We start from the raw sequence: 1,565 nt of genomic DNA on the forward strand, positions 1-1,565 counted from the left end.
AGGCGGGCAGCCTCTCCTACGGGGAGCGCCGCCGCCTGGAGATCGCCCGCGCCCTGGCCCTCTCGCCTAAGCTGCTGCTCCTGGACGAGCCCGCGGCAGGGCTGAACCCTTCCGAAAAGCAGGACCTCTCCCGCTTCATCCTGGACATCCGCGACCGCTTCGGGCTCACGGTGCTCTTCATCGAGCACAACGTGCCCATGGTGATGGGGCTGTGCCGGTCGGTGGCGGTGCTCAACTTCGGGGAGCTCATCGCGGTGGGCGCTCCAGACGCGGTGCAGGCCGACCCGGCCGTGATCGAGGCCTACCTCGGGGAGTCCGACGATGCTTGAACTCGACGACGTCACCCTCTGCTACGGAGCGGTTCAGGCCGTGCGCGGGGCCTCCCTGCGCGTGGAGCAGGGCGAGATCGTCACACTCATCGGGGCCAACGGCGCGGGCAAGACCACCATCCTGCGCGCGGTCTCGCGCATGATCTCCCCCCGTTCGGGCGCGGTGCGCTTCGAGGGGCGCGATCTGGCCGGGCTCACGCCCGACCGCCTGGTGCGCCTGGGCATGAGCCACTGCCCAGAGGGCAGGCAGGTGCTGGCCCGCCAGAGCGTGCGCGACAACCTGATCCTCGGGGCCTACGTGCGCACGGACAAGGACGGCATCCAGGAGGACCTGGAAAAGGCCTTCCAGCTCTTCCCCCGCCTGCGCGAACGCGCCTCCCAGTTGGCGGGGACCCTCTCGGGGGGCGAACAGCAGATGCTGGCCATCGCCCGGGCCATGATGTCGCGGCCGAAGCTGCTGCTCATGGACGAGCCGAGCCTGGGGCTCGCGCCCATCATCGTGCGCGAGATCTTCGAGATCATCCAGGGCCTCAACGCCCAGGGCGTGACCATCCTCCTGGTGGAGCAGAACGCCCACCTGGCCATGAAGACCGCGCACCGCGCCTACGTGCTGGAGGCAGGGTCCATCGTGGCCAGCGGCGACGCCAGGGAGCTTGCGGGCGACCAGCGCGTGCGCAAGGCCTACCTGGGCTGATCCGGCCGTGAAGCTCTCGCTCTCCCTGCGCCGAGACTGCGCGCTCCCCCCCGTTGGAGGATACCCGGGATGACCGCCTTGCTCCGCCACGACGCACGTTCGCAGGGACGCCGGGCCCTGGGCCTTCTGTCCGAGGCGCTCCTGGTCCTGGCCGTGACGGCCGCCGGAGCCTGGATGGCCCTGGGCATCCACGGCGTGCACGACTACCAGGATTTCAGCTCCTACATGGCCGGCGGAATGGCCTTCGTGCTCCATGGCGCGGAGCCCGACATGCCCGTGGGCGTGGAGGACGTGGACCGCCCGGGCAGCGCGGGCAGGTTCACGGGCTACCCCAACAAGCTCTTCCAGCTCGCGCTGGGGCTCTATGCCGTCACCCTGTCCCCGGACCGGCAGCCCTCGTCCATGGCCCTGCTGTCCTGCGCCGTGCTTCTGGCGGCCAACGCCCTCTTCTGGAGGCTGGCGCGCCTGCACTGCGGGCCGGCGGCCTCGGCGCTGGTGCTGGCCACGCTCAACTTGGCCTGGCCCTTCCGTCTCTACGGGCT

The 1,565-nt window shown here is 70.4% G+C and carries 3 protein-coding genes; all 3 read left to right on the forward strand.

Annotated features, from left to right (window positions below):
• The coding region (locus ACV4UX_RS19410) for an ABC transporter ATP-binding protein C-terminal domain-containing protein (RefSeq protein ID WP_491594917.1) at positions 1-329 on the forward strand (329 nt) is incomplete at its 5' end.
• On the forward strand, positions 322-1,023 hold the full coding sequence (locus tag ACV4UX_RS19415) for an ABC transporter ATP-binding protein (RefSeq protein ID WP_491594918.1): 702 nt from the start codon (positions 322-324) through the stop codon (positions 1,021-1,023). The genes ACV4UX_RS19410 and ACV4UX_RS19415, both read left to right, overlap by 8 nt.
• A gap of 69 nt (positions 1,024-1,092) precedes the next feature.
• Positions 1,093-1,565 (forward strand): hypothetical protein (locus ACV4UX_RS19420; RefSeq protein WP_491594919.1); only part of this gene is annotated, 473 nt, incomplete at its 3' end.

The organism is Fundidesulfovibrio sp. (genome assembly GCF_058402725.1).